The sequence below is a fragment of the Parerythrobacter aurantius genome (assembly GCF_045291475.1).
In the GTDB taxonomy this organism is placed as follows: domain Bacteria; phylum Pseudomonadota; class Alphaproteobacteria; order Sphingomonadales; family Sphingomonadaceae; genus Parerythrobacter; species Parerythrobacter aurantius.
The window spans coordinates 1-15,418 of the sequence record NZ_CP147985.1 but is presented as its reverse complement, the minus strand read 5'-3'; the positions used below and the strand labels follow the sequence as shown (position 1 = coordinate 15,418).

Below are 15,418 nucleotides of genomic sequence, written 5' to 3'. Positions count from 1 at the left end.
TGCCCATTGGTATGCGGTGGGAAAGCAGGCTAGCAGGATACGCATTCGCGCGGGGAAAGGGTTGGCGATGATCGATACTGTGCAGCTAGGCGTGTTCGCCGGCCTGATGGCGCTGCTCGCGTTGCTGACTTGGCGCAAGGTCGCCTCTGCCCGCGCGGCCAGCCATGCTTCGGCCGATCGCGAGATATTTCTCGCTGGCGGCGGGCTGAGCTGGTTCTTCGTCGCCGGGGCGATCACGCTGACGAACCTTTCCACCGACCAGCTGGTGGGGATGAACGGCAACCAGATGCTGCTGCTGGCGTGGTGGGAGCTTGCAGGCTTCATCGGCCTGCTGATGCTCGCCTTCGTGTTCGTGCCGATCTACTACCGCAACAACTGCACGACGATCACGCAATTGCTTGAGCAGCGTTACGACGGGGTCAGCATCCGCACGGTGATCTCGGCGCTGTTCCTGCTGGGCAACCTGCTGATCTATCTTCCCGCCGTGATCTATTCCGGGGCGCTGTTCATGCAGACCCTGTTCGGGGTCGAGGCGTCGATCGTGACGATCGCAGCCATGTTCGCGGTCGTCGGTGCGGCCTATGCAATCCTCGGCGGGCTGCGGGCGGTGGCGGTGCTCGATACCTATGGCGGGATCGGTGTGCTGGGTCTGGCGCTGGTCGTCGTGTTCCTTGCCATGCAGGCGGTCGGTTGGGACATCACCAGCGGCGTCCCGGCAGAGCGGCTGACGATGGTCGGGGCGACCGACAGCCCGATCCCTTTCCACACGCTGTTCACCGGCATGATATTCATCCAGATCTTCTACTGGTCGACCAACCAGAACATCACCCAGAAAGCGCTCGCCGCGCCCGATGTGAAGGAAGCGCAGAAGGGTGTGATCGCGGCGGCGGTGATCCGACTGCTGATCGTACCGCCGATCGTGGTGATCCCCGGCATCGTCGCCTTCAAGCTGTTCGGCGATGTCGACGACCGGGCCTATGCCATGGTGGTGGGCGAAGTGCTGCCCGGCTGGACCAGCGGCATGTTCGCGGCGATGATCGCGGCGGCGGTGCTGACCACCTATGCGGCGGTGATGAACGCCACGATTACCCTGTGGTCGGTCGACTTCCACCGCCGCTTCATCAATGCAGATGTCGACGTGACGCGGCTCAACCGGATCGTCGGCGTGGTCGCCATGATCGGCTCGGTCGCGCTGGTTCCTCTCTATGCCAGCGCCACCAGCATCATCAACCTGCTGCAGGAGCTAAACGGGCTGCTCTCCATGCCGATCCTCTCGGCCTTCATCGCCGCGCTGATGTTCCGCAACATGGACGCTCGCGCCGCGGTGGCGGGGCTGGCGTGGGGCTTCTGCCTCTATGCCTTCCACACCTTCTATCTCTACGTGCCGGAGAATTTCGGCGGGGTGAGCTGGTACGCCACTATCGGCCTGCCGTGGGTGCACTATATCGACGTCATGCTGTTCGTGCTGGCGACCTCGGTCGCGATGGCGCTGCTGACCAACCGTGTGGTGTTCGGCAACCGCGCCACGCTTGCATTCGGCGGGCGCAGTCCCCAGCCTGACGGGGCATGACCGACAAGAAACCCCAACCCCACGGATGGCTGATCCTCGACAAACCGCGCGGCATGGGCTCGACCCAGGCGGTCGGGGCGGTGAAGCGCAACCTGCGCGAGGCCGGGTATGGCCCCAAATCCAAGGACATGCCCAAGGTCGGCCATGGGGGCACGCTCGATCCCGAGGCGGAGGGCGTACTGCCCATTGCATTGGGCGAAGCAACCAAGCTCGCCGGGCGGATGCTCGATGCGAGCAAGATCTACGAGTTCACGGTCCAGTTCGGCGAGGAGACCGACACGCTCGATGCCGAAGGCGCAGTGATCGCGACCTCGAACCATCGCCCGCCGATGGCGGCGGTGGCGGCGGTGCTGGAACACTTTACCGGCGATATCGAGCAGTTTCCGCCCGCCTATTCGGCGCTCAAGGTCGACGGCAAGCGCGCCTATGACCTGGCGCGGGCAGGGGAACAGGTCAAACTCAAGTCCCGCGCGGTGACGGTTTACGACCTGTACTTCTCCCTTCGCCCTGAGCCTGTCGAAGGGCTGTCCATTTCTTCTGGCGCTGGTCTGGAAAAGGAGGACAGGGCTTCGACAAGCTCAGCCCGAACGGACGTGGGGTTGAGATCGTCGTTTCAAACTACCGCCGGTCGACCGGACCCTTTCGACCCTGCTGCGCCGCTCGAACTGGCCGACGCCGTCACCCTGACCGCCCACGTCTCCAAGGGCACCTACATCCGCAGCCTCGCCCGCGATATCGCCCATGCCCTTGGAACCGTGGGCCACGTGACCTATCTCAGGCGCATCAAGGCCGGCCCGTTCCGCGAGGATCAGGCGATTTCGCTGGACAATCTGAACGAAATCGGTAAGGGCGCGCCACTTCAAGACCTCCTCCTGCCGCTCGAGGCGGGGCTGGACGACATCCCGGCTCTGCAACTCGATCCCGATAGCGCGCAGGCGGTCCGACAGGGCCGGGTCATTTCGGACATGCCCCAAGCCGACGGGCTCTACCTTGCGAAGCTGGAAAGCGTTCCGGTTGCGCTCGTGGAACTCGGCGGCGGCACGATGAAAGTCGTGCGGGGGTTCAACCTTCCCGATGTCGCGGAGTAAAGACTATGACAGTGACTGCAGAGCGTAAGCAGGAAATCATCAAGGACAACGCACAGGCCAATGGCGACACCGGTTCGCCGGAAGTCCAGGTCGCGATCCTGACCGAGCGCATCCGCAACCTGACCGAGCACTTCAAGGCCAACCACAAGGACAACCACTCGCGTCGTGGTCTCCTCGCGATGGTCAACAAGCGTCGCAGCCTGCTTGCCTATCTCAAGAAGAAGGATGTGGCTCGCTACAACGCCCTGATCGCGAAGCTGGGTCTTCGCAAGTAAGAGTTTCCCGGAGCGGCCCAACTCGGGCCGCTTCGTTTATCCGGCTCCCGCACAATCCGGTGCAGGGGCCATGGGGCGCAGAAAAAGCCCCACACCGGACCGGGACGGATTCCCCGGCACTGCAGGCCCCGCGCGGCAATATGGCCCCGCGGGTTCGAAAAGGAAAATACATGTTCGACACGAAAACAGTATCGATGGAGTGGGGCGGGAAAACCCTCACCCTCGAAACCGGCCGCATTGCCCGTCAGGCAGACGGCGCGGTCCTCGCCACCTATGGCGAAACGGTAGTCCTCTGCGCCGTTACGGCCGCCAAGAGCGTCAAGGAAGGGCAGGACTTCTTCCCGCTGACCGTCCACTACCAGGAAAAATTCTTCGCCTCGGGCCGCATCCCCGGTGGCTTCTTCAAGCGTGAACGCGGCGCGACGGAAAAGGAAACGCTGGTTTCGCGCCTCATCGACCGTCCGGTCCGCCCGCTGTTCCCGGAAGGGTTCTATAACGAGATCAACGTGATCGCGCAGGTGCTGTCGTTCGACGGCGAGTGCGAGCCCGATGTCCTTGCCATGATCGCGGCGTCCGCTGCGCTGACCATTTCGGGCGTGCCCTTCATGGGCCCGATCGGCGCAGTCCGCGTCGGCTACGTCGATGGCGAATACACGCTGAACCCGCGCCAGGACGAAGCCGCCGCCGGCGATCTCGACCTGGTCGTCGCCGCCACCGGCAATGCCGTGATGATGGTTGAATCGCAGGCACGCGAACTCAACGAAGACATCATGCTCGGCGCGGTGCTGTTCGCCCATGACGAATGCAAGAAGGTCGTCGACCTGATCGTGGACCTGGCCGAGAAGGCCGCCAAGGATCCGTGGGACATCGCCATCAGCGACAATTCGGCGATCAAGGACAAGCTCAAGAAGCTGATCGGCGACGACATCGCCGCAGCCTACAAGCTGACCGACAAGTCGGCCCGCTCGGCCGCGCTGAATGCCGCCCGCGACAAGGCCAAGGAAGCCTTTGCCCACGAAGATGCGCAGACCCAGATGGTCGCCATCAAGTCGGTCAAGAAGGTCGAGGCGGATATTGTGCGCGGCGCAATCCTCAAGGACGGTACCCGCATCGACGGCCGCAAGGTCGACCAGGTCCGCCCGATCGAAGCCATGGTCGGCTTCCTGCCCCGTACCCACGGTTCGGCGCTGTTCACCCGCGGTGAAACGCAGTCGATCTGCACCACCACGCTGGGCACCAAGGACAGCGAGCAGATGATCGACGGCCTCGAGGGCCTGAGCTACTCGAGCTTCATGCTGCACTACAACTTCCCGCCCTATTCGGTCGGTGAAGTAGGTCGTTTCGGGGCGCCTTCGCGCCGCGACACCGGCCACGGCAAGCTTGCCTGGCGTGCCCTCCAGGCAGTCCTGCCGAGCAAGGAAGACTTCCCCTACACAATCCGCGTGGTCTCGGACATCACCGAGTCCAACGGCTCGTCCTCGATGGCCACCGTCTGCGGCGGCGCGCTGTCGATGATGGACGCCGGCGTTCCGATCACGCGCCCGGTTTCGGGCATCGCCATGGGCCTGATCCTTGAGGGCGACGAGTTCACCGTGCTGTCCGACATCCTGGGTGACGAAGATCACCTTGGCGACATGGACTTCAAGGTGGCCGGCACCAGCGAAGGCATCACCACCATGCAGATGGACATCAAGGTCGCGGGCATCACGCGCGAGATCTTCCAGGCTGCGCTGGAGCAGGCCAAGGGTGGCCGCGCGCACATCCTCGGCGAAATGACCAAGGCGCTAGGCACTGCCCGCACCGAAGTCAGCAAGCACGCCCCGCGCATCGAGACGATCCAGATCGACAAGTCGAAGATCCGCGACGTCATCGGCACCGGCGGCAAGGTGATCCGCGAGATCGTCGCCGAAACGGGCGCCAAGGTCGATATCGACGACGAAGGCGTGATCAAGATCTCGTCTTCGGACCTCGACCAGATCGAGGCCGCCAAGGCCTGGATCCTCGGCATCGTCGAGGAACCGGAAATCGGCAAGATCTATAACGGCAAGGTCGTCAACATCGTCGACTTCGGTGCCTTCGTGAACTTCATGGGCGGCAAGGACGGCCTCGTCCACGTCAGCGAAATGAAGAACGAGCGCGTCGAGAAGCCGACCGATGTCGTGTCGGAAGGCATGGACGTGAAGGTCAAGGTGCTCGAGATCGACAACCGCGGCAAGGTCCGCCTGTCGATGCGCGTTGTCGACCAGGAAACCGGCGAAGAACTGGAAGACACCCGTCCGCCCCGCGAACCGCGCGAACCGCGTGGTGACCGTGGCCCGCGTCGTGACGGCGGTGGCGGCGATCGCCGCGGCGGCCGTGGCCCCCGCGGAGAAGGTCGTGGCGGCGACCGCGATCGCGGTCCCCGTCGCGACCGTGACGGCGGCGGCGACAACCACGTACCGGATTTCCTGAAGGACTGATCCTTCGGAAAGTGAAACAGGGAAGGGCCGCTCGACAGGGCGGCCTTTTTCGTATCTAGGATCGCTCCATGCTTCCTCGAAAAACCCTTGCCACGGCGCTGATACCGGGCGGCGATACGCTGACGCTGGTGTCGCACGGGCGCGACTTCATCATCATGCTCGGCCGCGACGAGTTGATGGGTACGCGGATGCAGTTCAGCGAGGAGCAGCTTGCGCAGCTGACGCTGGCGCGGCTTGTCGCCAAGGCTCCGCGCGTCCTGATCGGCGGATACGGCATGGGCTTCACCTATCGCGCCGCACTCGCCGCCGCGCCCGACCGGGCACAGGTGGTCGTTGCCGAAGTCGTCCCCGAAATCCTCGAATGGGCGAAGGGACCTCTGGCATCGCTCACCGGCGACTGCCTCGACGATCCGCGGGGTCAGATCGTGCTGGCCGACGTCGCTGCGCTGATTGACGATGCGGTGGACGGGACGACCGACCGCTATGACGCGATCCTGCTCGATGTCGACAACGGCCCCGACGGGATCGTGCGCGAGGGGAACGAGCGGCTCTACACTCGCACCGGGCTCGGGCGCGCGCGTGATGCACTCAACCCCGGTGGGGTGCTGGCGGTCTGGTCCGCCGCACCCGACCACAAGTTCACCGGCAGGCTGAAGGACGCCGGTTTCCAGGTCGACGTCCAGACCGTTCGTGCCCGCCCCAACAACAAGGGGCCCCACCACACGATCTGGTTTGCGGAAAAGACGCGCTAGATTTCGCCAACACGCTTCCTGTGCGATACATCCCGGTGATGCGGATCACCGACGGATTCGCGCTAGGGAAGGGGGAATTGGCGGTGCGCAGATGCTGGCTTTTTGCACTGGCGCTAGCGGGCGCGACCTGGACCGCACCGGCCTTTGCCAGCGGCGATTATTGCGAGCCGCGCTGGACGCCGGAGAATGCCGGCTTCAGCTGCGTCAGCTCGGTCCCCATCGCTCCGGGCAACGATACGCGGGTCAATCTCTTCCTGCTCTTACAGGATCGCGCGGGCAGGAACGGACAGGGACTGGCCTACCCCGAAACGGAGCCTTTCTACGGGCGCAATTTCCTCAAGTGGCGCGATGTCGCCAATGCCTGGTATCCCCGGCCGGAGGCTGCGGACAGCGAAGGCGGGGCTGCCGACGATACTGGCGATGAAGTCGGCTCCGGGCGCTGCCAGACCCTTGGCAGTGGCAAGCGCAGCTTCCTTGCTGCGGTCGAGCAAGCGGCAGGCGTCAAACCGGGCGAGCGCAGCCTTCTTGCCTCGACACGCGACCGGCTCGGAGCGGTGTGCGAGAACGGGCCGGGATCGGTCAGGCTCCCCGGCGAGGGCGGATATTTCGCCAACTTCGGCGCTAACGGTATTCCCGACGCACCGGCCGGCTTCATGGCCTATCTCGAAGCATCGGCAAGCTTTTATGGCGGCGAATGGGACCGTGCGAAGGTTTATTACCGCAAGGTGGCAGGAGCTCGCGCCAATGGATGGCTGACAGAGACGGCTACCTACATGATCGCGCGTACCCTGCTCAACGAGGCGATGGACAAGTCCGAAGACGAATGGGGCTGGTTCGACCTGCAGAAGGCCGACCCGTCTGTCGCACGGCAATCGGAAGATGCCTTCATGGAATACCTGGAGGCCTATCCGGACGGTCGCTACGCCGCATCCGCACGCGGTTTGGTGCGCAAGGCCCTGTGGCTGCAACGTGATTTCGCGCGGCTGGGCACGGCCTATGGCGCTGCCCTGCAAACGGTCGATCCGGCACAGGAAGAATCCGCCAGGCTGGTCGAAGAGATCGACGACAAGCTGCTGGTGCGCGACCGGACGCCCGGCGCTGCCGACCCGGTGCTGTCGGCGACAAACCTGCTGATGCGGATGCGGCCCCACAGTTTCGACCCCGACGAAAAGCAACTCACCCGCGAGGAGCTCGATGCAGAGGCGGCGACCTTTGCCGAAACGCCCGAACTCTGGTCGTTTCTCGAGGCGACGCATGCCTTCTACGTCGGAAAGGACTACGCGGCGGTTCTAGAGCTGTTGCCCGATGATGCGCGGCAAGAGAGCTATGCGCCGCTGGCATTCAGCCGGCAGTACCTTCGCGGCCTCGCGCTGCACGCGCTGAACGATCGCAATGAAGAGGGATTCTGGCGCCAGCTTGTCGAAGGCAGCGACGGACTTTGGCAGCGCCCGTCGGTCGAACTGGCCCTTGCCCGTTCGCTCGAACAGAAGGGCGAGTTGCAAGACGTCTTTGCCTCTGGTTCGCCGGTGCGCGAACCGCGATTGCGGCGGATACTGCTGGGAAATTCGGCGGGTCCGGCGATCCTCAAGGCGCAGGCCCGCACCTCGGATGGTCCGGCCGGGGAGGCGAGCTTCGCCACCTTCGTGGTGCTATGGCGCCAGCTTCAGCGGCACGAATTTGCCGGCTTCCTCGCAGACCTGCCGCTGGCCGCGAAATTCGAGCCGGGGGAGGACAGCTACGGCTTGTGGAACCTGCTCGACACGCCGGTCGCCCCGGCCAATGTGTTCGTGCAGGGGCCGACCGCGGACGGTTTCGCCTGCCCTTCGCTTGAAAGGACCGCCCGCACGCTGGCCGGCAGGCCGAAAGATGCAGCTGCACTGTTGTGCTTGGGCGATTTCCTCAGGCTCAACGGCTTCGACGACTTCAGCCTTTCGAGCGGGTGGGTAGAGGATGATGAGGGTGTCGAGCTGGGCACATCGGCAGGCTATCCCGGCAAGGCCTTCGTCCGGCACGACTACTATACGGCGGTGATGGACGATCCGGTGGCAACGCGGGACCAGCAGGCCTATGCCCTCTACCGCGCCATCCGCTGCTACGCACCGTCGAGAAACAACAGCTGCGGTGGCGACGGGGTCGAGGCTGACGTGCGCGCAGCTTGGTTCAAACGGTTGAAGGCGCGTTACAGCGACACGCGCTGGGCGCGGGAGGCGAAATATTACTGGTAAGCGGTGGCTGGCGCTGCTGTCGGCCCCGGTTTTCGCCTGCGCGCTGGCGGCCTGCGATGTCGCACCCCATGGACCGGTAACCGGCACAGTCGATCCGGGCGATTACCGGGCGTTCTACCTCTGGCCGGGCGTCGAACCGCCGCGCGATCTCGCACAGGCCGAGGCGGTCTATATCCTCTGGGGCGAGCTGAGGAAGATCGATCCCGATCGGGTCGTGGTGCTGTTCCGCGGCGTGCCGCGCGGCAAGCCCGGGGAACTGTGGCTGGTGGTAAGGGCCGAGCGCACCGATTGGGGGGAGGGGGCCTACAGCCAGTTGCTCAATGCCGCCGACCGGTGGCGCGGTACCGGGAGACTGGCCGGGGTGCAGGTCGATTTTGATTCGAGCACGGGCGAACTGCGCGGCTATGCGGAATTCCTTGCCGGCCTGCGTCGACGATTGCCGGAGGGTCTGAAGCTATCCGCTACCGGCCTGCTCGACTGGCCTGCCAATGCCAGCAAGGCGGACCTGGCGGCGATGGCAGGCGCGCTCGACGAGATAGTGATCCAGACCTATCAGGGCAGCACGACCATTCCCGCATACGGCGACTATATCGCCGCCGTTGCCCGGTTGCCGATGCCCTACCGGGTTGCGCTGGCCGAAGGCGGGGAATGGGAGGCCCCGCCTGGCCTGTCGAACGATCCGCGGTTCAAGGGCTACGTCGTCTTCCTCCTAGCAGGCAAGGACCGCGACTAACGCGCCATCGGGTTGCCCATGTAATCGCGCTTGCCCAGCGGCACGCCCTTCATCCGCAGGATGTCGTAGAAGGTGGTGGCGTGGAAATAGAAGTTGGGCTGGCTGAAGCCGAGCAGGAAGTTCTGGCCGGTGAATTCCATCAAACGCTGTCCTCCGAGGACGAAGCCGATGGTCTTGTCCTGCACCGCTTCGAGCTGCTCAGGCGTCACCTGCGCCAGTTCGTCGAGGGTGCGCTGGATCTTGGCCTTCATCGCGGCGAAGTCGCCCGGCAGCTCGGTAAAATCGGGCGAGAATTCGCCGGTCGGCAGCAGGCTGATGACATAGGCCGAATGCACCCAGGTGCTGCGGACATGCCACGGCAGATTCCACATGGTGTCGGCCAGCTTGGCCTCGATCAGTTCGGCCGGATCGATGCCATGCTCGGTGCAATGCGCCTCGGCCTTGGCAATGACGCCGGCCATGCCGCCGAGTATCTGGCGACAGCTGGGTACAAAAGCGTCGTAGAGTGTCAGTGCCATGGGTTAGTCCTCTCCCTGAAGAAAAAGGCCCGGTCGCGGGCATGCAACCGGGCCTTGGAATTTCGTTGCTCAGCGCACCCGCGGGCCGCCGAACGGTAGCGGCGGCGGGGGACGGCGCGCGCCGCGGGGCAGCTGCGCCTGGTAGGCCCGCCCGCAATGCTCGACGCAATAAGGGAAGCCCGGATTGACCTGCTCGCCGCAGAAATGGAAGTCGGGTTCGCCCGGGTGCCCCATCGGCCAGCGGCAGACCTTGTCGTTGAGGTCGAGCAGGCTGGTCTTGTCGGCGATCTCGGGGCTCGGCTTGGCGGGCACCAGCCGCCGCGGCGGGGCCGGCGGGATCGGTGCCTGCTGGTCGCCCGGGCCTTGGCGAAGGAAACCGCCCGGGCCGACCGACACGATCTTGGGCAGATCGTTCTGCCCGGCATTGGGCAGCGGCTGAGACGGAATGGGGGCATTGGTCGCCGCTGCAGCCGCCGCAACCGGGCCAGGCTGGGCCACAGGCTTTGCCGCCACCGGGCGCGCGACCGGCACGGCGGGCTTCGGCAAGGGCTTCTTTGCCACGGGTTTGGGGGCAGGCTTGGGCGCAAGCTTCTTCTCGTTGGCCTTGACCGGGGAGGGCCGCGATTTCAGCCCGAGGCGGTGCGCCTTGCCGATAACCGCATTGCGGCTGACCCCGCCCAGTTCATCGGCGATCTGGCTGGCGGTCGCCCCGCCTTCCCACATCTTTTTCAGGGTTGCCGTGCGTTCTTCGGTCCAACTCATAGGTGCTTGTGATCCGTATCTCGTGTGTGGCGGCCATATAGGGAGACCGACACGATCTTGCCAGTGCAGAGCCGAGCGCCTACCCGCGCAGGGATGAGCGATCAAGCAAACACTGGCACCACGCAGCCGACATTCCGCCCGCGGGGCGAGCCGGTCTTCACCGGCATCAACTGGCTGGGGTTGTGGAGCCTGTACCTGAAAGAGGTGCGGCGTTTCATGAAGGTGCAGACGCAGACGATCTGGGCACCTGCCGTAACCACCCTGCTGTTCCTCGTCATCTTCACCGTGGCGCTGGGGCGCGAGGGGCGCGAAGTGCTGGGCGTGCCTTTCGCCACCTTCGTTGCGCCCGGGCTGATCGTCATGGCGATGATGCAGAACGGGTTTGCCAATTCCAGTTTCTCGCTCCTGTCGGGCAAGATCCAGGGAACGATCATCGACCTGCTGATGCCTCCCTTGTCGGAAGGGGAGCTGATGGCCGGCATCGTCGGGGCGGCGGTAACGCGGGCCATACTCGTCGGCCTGACGGTCGCGTTGGCCATGCTGCTGTGGCCGGGCGTCACGCTGGCCGCATCACACCCCTGGGCCATCGCATGGTTCGGCTTGATGGGGGCGGTGCTGCTGTCGCTGATGGGGCTGATGACCTCGATCTGGTCGGAGAAATTCGATCACAACGCCGCCATCACCAACTTCGTGATCGCGCCGCTCAGCCTGCTGTCGGGCACTTTCTACGTGATCGACAACCTGCACGGGATTTTCCAGACGATCAGCCATTTCAACCCATTTTTTTTTGTGATTTCCGGCTTCCGCTACGGTTTCCTGGCAGAAAGCGACATAGCGGGCGGTAACGACCAGATCGTCTATGCCGCAATGGGTCTGGGACTGTTCAACCTGGCCTTCGCGGCGGTGGTCTACCGCGTTCTCAGGTCGGGATGGAAGCTGAAGGATTGAGCGCGGGCTGCGCACAATCACGGTTCAGTGCGTGAGCTTGCGCCGCATGCGATAACGCCCGAGGGCGAAATCCTCGAACATTTCCGCCACTTGCGGATGATCGACCGGGCCGCCGTCACCGTCGAGCAGCAGGTTCTGCTGGCTGACATAGGCGACGTAGGACGATTCCTCGTTCTCGGCGAACAGATGGTAATAGGGCTGGTCGCGGCGCGGACGGATATGTTCGGGGATGGATTCGTACCATTCCTCGCTGTTGGCGAAGACCGGATCGATATCGAAAATGACGCCCCTGAAATCGAACATCCGGTGCCGGACGACATCGCCGATGGCAAAGCGGGCACTGACGCGGCGCGGCGCTTCCACCTGGCGGCCGGCCTGCGGGGAAAAGAAGAACGCGTTGTCCATGCAGGGAATATAGGCGCCCTGCTGCGGTGCACAATGCTCCGAGCGGACGGCTCCCCGGATTTCGCATGATTCGGGCTTGGCAAGGCCGAGGCGTTCGTCTAGCAGCGCCGCTTCCTGAACGACCGGCGCCTTCGTGGCGTGTCTCGCACCCGGGTATGCGGAGAGGTGGCAGAGTGGTCGAATGCGCCGCACTCGAAATGCGGTATACGGGCAACCGTATCGAGGGTTCGAATCCCTCCCTCTCCGCCAGCTACACCCGGCACTTGTCTCCTTTTGAGGAGACCTACTGCAAGTCCGTGGAACAGGGCGCTATCTTCCCGCCAATCCGTAACCGCAGCATTGAGCTGCGCGTCTCATCGCGGCTTTCAGGGCCCGAACAGGCGCCGCGTCTCTTGGGCGAAGTGGATCGGTTCGGTTTCCCTGATAATCAGGGAATAAGCAGGGAAAATTGCGCATTTCGTCCCCAAAGCAGGCCATTTTCCGACCAAATCCGGCCGCTCGCGTCTGAAACAATGCCGCAATTTCGGTGGCTTGGAGGAGCGAAAACGCCGCTTCCCTGCTAATCGACGATATCAGGAAATTCGCTCGCCCTAACAGGGTGGACGGAGCTGGGCGAATCCAAGCATTTCGCGCTGCCTGGACCATGTCAGCGGAACGGACATCTTCCTGAACACCTCAAGGTTGAACCCCGGCGCCTGGAGCCCGCGCAGGATCGCCTGCTGGATGTCGGGCGCAAGGAAGACAAGGCGCAGGATCATGCGCTTGTAGGGTGAGACCGGTGAGGCGGTCATGGAGGGCAGGCCGCGTTCACGTTCGAGCATGGCGTGGGTCCTTCGAAGGGCAGTGATAAGTGCCGGATCTATGTTCGCGCCGCACTGCGCGGCCGGTCCGACGATCCGCCGACCACTGCGCACCTGCATTGTGAGGGGTAGCAGGATCAATGTCCGGTCCTCTCCGCTATCGACGGCCATCTCACCTGCGGTGAACTGCCTTAAGGGATGGCTCTGCCTTTCTTCGGCAAGTTTTACTCACACTGAATTCATCCTCTCGATTTGCTGGGTCAATAGTCGAAAGATCGCCTGCGCCTGCTGACCGATCCTTACTACTGCCCGCAGCACATCCAAGCGGGAACGAGAATGTAAAACCGTGTAAAGGCGGCCCGAAACTTATCAATTGATTAACCAAACCTGCGTTAGTGCCCCTATCGCAATTTTCGAATAAATTTAACAATGTAAAAAATGGTATCCGGCGTTGCATTTTATCAACGTGGTATCATAAAATATAAATAGCTATTGAGATTATAAAATAATCATTTGGGGCGCACGTTAATGCCAGATTTTTTTCTAAATCTAGGAAAATATGATGCGTTGATATGCAGGCGAGCTTTGCTGCGGCGTGACATTAAAATCGTCTCTGCTAACCCGGCGCCGCCTCATATTGCGGGCTGTGCATTCCATTGGTTTCGCAACGCCGCGCTGAGCAAGCGAATTCTTGCAATGCTTTGCGCCATTTTTGCCATTGTTCTGGCGAATTCGCCGGCGTTCGGGCAATCGACACCTCCGGCAACTGTGAATGGTGCATTCCCGGTCGCGACTTTGAACCAGGGCGGTTCCGCGAATGGCACCCAGAATACTGCGACGCTGACCGGCCTCGGGCTCAATCAAGGTGTAACCTTCGACGTTACAGGCCAAATTACAAACGCCCCAAGCGCCTTCAATGCAGCCTGGCGCTCGGGTGTGTGGTTCCCGACGTCGACGCAGATCGGCTTTCAGACCCAGAGCACGATCGTACCGGACGGTGACTCCGGCACATATACGATTAATTTCAGCAAGACTGTTTATGGCCTCACGTTCCGGATGGAGGATGTCAATTTCTATGACTCCTTCGTCATAAACGCCTACGACGCTGCCGGAAATATCGTCCCTCTCACTGTGGCTGCCAACATCAGCGCATTCGGGACTGAACTGGCAGTCACACAGCAAGGCCAGGGCATCTATGTAACCGAAACGGATGGCACTTCCACCGCCGGGCAGATCTATGTCGATTTCAGAGCCCCGCTGTCGCTCGGTATCAAGCGTGTGGTGTTCAGCAGGGTGGGCAAAAGCCTGGTCGGCTACAACGCAAACACCACGCTTTATCTCACGACCTTCGCATGGGACGTGCAGAAAGACTATTCAGACGTGCCTGCAAGCTTTGGCGATGCAACGCACCGTCTGGTATCCGGCATTCTCCTCGGCCCTTCGATCGATATCGAAACGGCTACACAAGCGAGTGCAAACGCAAACGGGGACGATCTCAGCGGTTCGGACGACGAAGATGGCGTGAGTTCGCTTCCGGCACTTTCGATTGGACGCTCGACCTACACAATTCCCTCCGCGAACATAGCTGCTACTGGAACGGGAAGACTGCACGCGTGGATCGACTTCAACCGCGATGGTGCATTCCAGGCGACTGAATATGCAAGCGTGAACGTCGCCGCAGGTGTTCTTTCGGGCGACCTTGTCTTCAATGGGCTACCTGCGATGACGACTGGCGCAACCTACGCCCGGTTCCGCTTCACGTCGGATCCAGCCATAACGAGTGCGACACCCAGCGGCGTGGCCGTCGATGGCGAGGTCGAGGACTATCCACTCCAGATACTCCCGTCTGCAGATTTGTCGGTTACGAAGACGAACGCCGTCACGAGCGTGAATGCGGGCAGCGTTACGACATACACTGTCACCGTTACCAACGACGGCCCGTCGACGGTGACAGGTGCAATCCTGACGGACGCACCAGCCACCGGTCTTGCCAAGACTGCCATCGCCTGCTCCGCCACGCCAGGCCAGTGCTCCGCGGGTTCCACGCCGACAATCGTGCAGCTCGAAAGCGGCTATGCCCTGCCGGCGCTCGCCTCAGGCCAGACCTATCAGATCACTATTGCCGCTAACGTCACCGCCACATCAGGCAGCGTCGCCAACAGCGCAGCTGTCGCCGCGCCGTCTGGAACGGTCGATCCTACCTCGGCGAACAACGCTGTTTCCGACACCGACACGGTCACCCCGGTCGTCGATCTTGTCATCACCAAGACCAACGGCGGTACCACTCTCGTTTCCGGCTCGACCACTACCTACACGGTGACCGTCACCAACAACGGACCCTCCAGCACGACTGGCGCGATCGTCCAAGACAACCCTGTTTCCGGCCTGACCTGCCTCGCCACCGATCCCGTGACGATCACGGGAAGCGGGGTGCCGGCCGGGTCCTTCGCCATTTCCGATCTAACTGGCGCCGGCATTGCCCTTGGCACGCTGGCAAACGGCCAAACCGCAACTCTTACATACTCCTGCAAGGTGAATTGACATGCCAAACACCAACGAAATCAGCCGCTCGGCATTCTCGCGCAAGGCCCTGCTTTCTCGTCTTATGACCAGTGCGGTGCCGGCTGCTGTCTTACTCTCACCGACAGTCGCCTTTGCCGACACGGCCGTGAATACTGCGACCGTAAGTGCACCCGCAGGAACGTTCGAAGCGAACACAGCCAATAACTCCGCAACCGACACCGATAATGTCTTGGCCGTAATCGTTGCGACCAACGACACGGTAGGCGGGGTTAACGGTCTGGCCGGCGCGACCGCGGTGGTCAACGCCTTCACCAGCGACACGATCAACGGGGTTGCTGCCAGCAGTGCCAATGCCGTGCT

14 protein-coding genes and 1 tRNA gene are annotated in these 15,418 nt (G+C 62.8%); 11 read left to right on the top strand and 4 right to left on the bottom strand.

Annotated features, from left to right (window positions below; genetic code table 11):
• Window positions 1-67 precede the first annotated feature (67 nt).
• The 7 genes from WAB17_RS00075 to WAB17_RS00045 all read left to right on the top strand — a co-directional run bounded on the left by WAB17_RS00075 (window position 68) and on the right by WAB17_RS00045 (window position 9,102).
• Window positions 68-1,570, top strand: coding sequence for an SLC5 family protein (locus tag WAB17_RS00075; protein WP_435418009.1), 1,503 nt, complete (start codon window positions 68-70; stop codon window positions 1,568-1,570).
• On the top strand, window positions 1,567-2,658 hold the full coding sequence (gene truB / locus WAB17_RS00070; protein WP_435418008.1) for a tRNA pseudouridine(55) synthase TruB: 1,092 nt from the start codon (window positions 1,567-1,569) through the stop codon (window positions 2,656-2,658). The genes WAB17_RS00075 and truB overlap by 4 nt, the downstream gene beginning before the upstream one ends.
• 5 nt (window positions 2,659-2,663) lie before the next feature.
• Window positions 2,664-2,933: a 30S ribosomal protein S15 gene (rpsO, locus tag WAB17_RS00065; protein WP_435418007.1), complete on the top strand. Its 270-nt coding sequence runs from the start codon at window positions 2,664-2,666 to the stop codon at window positions 2,931-2,933.
• Between the two features lie 170 nt (window positions 2,934-3,103).
• Entirely contained in the window at window positions 3,104-5,392 is a 2,289-nt protein-coding gene (gene pnp / locus WAB17_RS00060; RefSeq protein WP_435418006.1) for a polyribonucleotide nucleotidyltransferase, read from the top strand.
• 68 nt (window positions 5,393-5,460) lie between these two features.
• Window positions 5,461-6,144, top strand: a complete 684-nt coding sequence (locus WAB17_RS00055; RefSeq protein WP_435418005.1) for a spermidine synthase — start codon at window positions 5,461-5,463, stop codon at window positions 6,142-6,144.
• Window positions 6,145-6,227: 83 nt separating this feature from the next.
• A complete protein-coding gene (locus WAB17_RS00050; protein WP_435418004.1) occupies window positions 6,228-8,369 on the top strand; it encodes a hypothetical protein in 2,142 nt (713 codons plus the stop codon).
• Window positions 8,370-8,583: 214 nt separating this feature from the next.
• A complete protein-coding gene (locus tag WAB17_RS00045; RefSeq protein WP_435418003.1) occupies window positions 8,584-9,102 on the top strand; it encodes a DUF3142 domain-containing protein in 519 nt (172 codons plus the stop codon).
• Here WAB17_RS00045 and WAB17_RS00040 read toward each other — a convergent pair.
• Both WAB17_RS00040 and WAB17_RS00035 read right to left on the bottom strand, forming a co-directional pair.
• Entirely contained in the window at window positions 9,099-9,620 is a 522-nt protein-coding gene (locus tag WAB17_RS00040; RefSeq protein ID WP_435418002.1) for a DUF1993 domain-containing protein, read from the bottom strand. The genes WAB17_RS00045 and WAB17_RS00040 overlap by 4 nt on opposite strands.
• A gap of 69 nt (window positions 9,621-9,689) precedes the next feature.
• Window positions 9,690-10,382, bottom strand: a complete 693-nt coding sequence (locus tag WAB17_RS00035) for a GcrA family cell cycle regulator (protein ID WP_435418001.1) — start codon at window positions 10,380-10,382, stop codon at window positions 9,690-9,692.
• Between the two features lie 93 nt (window positions 10,383-10,475).
• On the opposite strand from WAB17_RS00035, the gene WAB17_RS00030 reads away from it, so the two are divergent.
• Window positions 10,476-11,330 (top strand): ABC transporter permease, encoded by an 855-nt coding sequence (locus WAB17_RS00030; RefSeq protein WP_435418000.1) that lies wholly within the window; start codon window positions 10,476-10,478, stop codon window positions 11,328-11,330.
• A gap of 24 nt (window positions 11,331-11,354) precedes the next feature.
• Here the strand turns inward: WAB17_RS00030 and hspQ are convergent, their stop codons facing one another.
• Window positions 11,355-11,735, bottom strand: coding sequence for a heat shock protein HspQ (gene hspQ, locus WAB17_RS00025; protein ID WP_435417999.1), 381 nt, complete (start codon window positions 11,733-11,735; stop codon window positions 11,355-11,357).
• A 159-nt stretch (window positions 11,736-11,894) separates the two neighbouring features.
• On the opposite strand from hspQ, the gene WAB17_RS00020 reads away from it, so the two are divergent.
• Window positions 11,895-11,984, top strand: a tRNA-Ser gene (locus tag WAB17_RS00020).
• A gap of 341 nt (window positions 11,985-12,325) precedes the next feature.
• Here WAB17_RS00020 and WAB17_RS00015 read toward each other — a convergent pair.
• Complete coding sequence (locus WAB17_RS00015) at window positions 12,326-12,556, bottom strand: hypothetical protein (RefSeq protein ID WP_435417998.1); 231 nt, start codon at window positions 12,554-12,556, stop codon at window positions 12,326-12,328.
• A 507-nt stretch (window positions 12,557-13,063) separates the two neighbouring features.
• On the opposite strand from WAB17_RS00015, the gene WAB17_RS00010 reads away from it, so the two are divergent.
• Both WAB17_RS00010 and WAB17_RS00005 read left to right on the top strand, forming a co-directional pair.
• Window positions 13,064-15,076, top strand: a complete 2,013-nt coding sequence (locus WAB17_RS00010) for a GEVED domain-containing protein (RefSeq protein ID WP_435417997.1) — start codon at window positions 13,064-13,066, stop codon at window positions 15,074-15,076.
• A 1-nt stretch (window position 15,077) separates the two neighbouring features.
• Window positions 15,078-15,418, top strand: a 341-nt coding sequence (locus WAB17_RS00005) for a hypothetical protein (protein ID WP_435417996.1), incomplete at its 3' end; no start/stop codon positions are given.